1 protein-coding gene is annotated in these 596 nt (G+C 60.6%); it reads left to right on the top strand.

The genetic code is table 11. The features are described from left to right. Window positions 1–596 (top strand): IPT/TIG domain-containing protein (locus E0496_RS34435; protein ID WP_175598167.1); only part of this gene is annotated, 596 nt, incomplete at both ends.

The following is a 596-nucleotide window of genomic DNA, read 5'->3' as shown; positions in this document are numbered from 1 at the left end:
CCGGAGGCACGACCGTCACGTTGACCGGTACGAATCTGTCTGGAGCAACAGCGGTGACGTTTGGTGCAACGGCTGCGACGGGCTTTACCGTAAATTCAGCAACACAAATCACAGCAACGGCTCCGGCAGGCTCGGGAACCGTAGACGTAAGGGTAACGACGGCGGGCGGCACATCAGCGACATCGGCGGCTGACCAATTTACGTTCATAGCCGCGCCGACGATCACAAGTATTTCGCCGACGGCGGGTCCGACGACCGGAGGCACGAGCGTCATTTTGACCGGTACGAATCTGTCTGGTGCAACAGCGGTGACGTTTGGTGCAACGGCGGCGACGGGCTTTACCGTAAATTCAGCAACACAAATCACGGCAACGGCTCCGGCGGGTAGTGCGGGAACCGTAGACGTAAGGGTAACGACGGCGGGCGGCACCTCAGCGACATCGGCGGCTGACCAATATACGTTCATAGGCGCGCCGACGATCACAAGCATTTCGCCAACGGCGGGTTCGACGACCGGAGGCACGACCGTCACGTTGACCGGTACGAATCTGTCTGGAGCAACAGCGGTGACGTTTGGTGCAACGGCTGCGACGGGC

The organism is Paenibacillus luteus (assembly GCF_006542765.1).
Classification (GTDB): Bacteria; Bacillota; Bacilli; order Paenibacillales; family Paenibacillaceae; genus Pristimantibacillus; species Pristimantibacillus luteus.
Note: the sequence above shows the minus strand (reverse complement) of the source record. Positions and strands in the feature narration are given on the sequence as shown.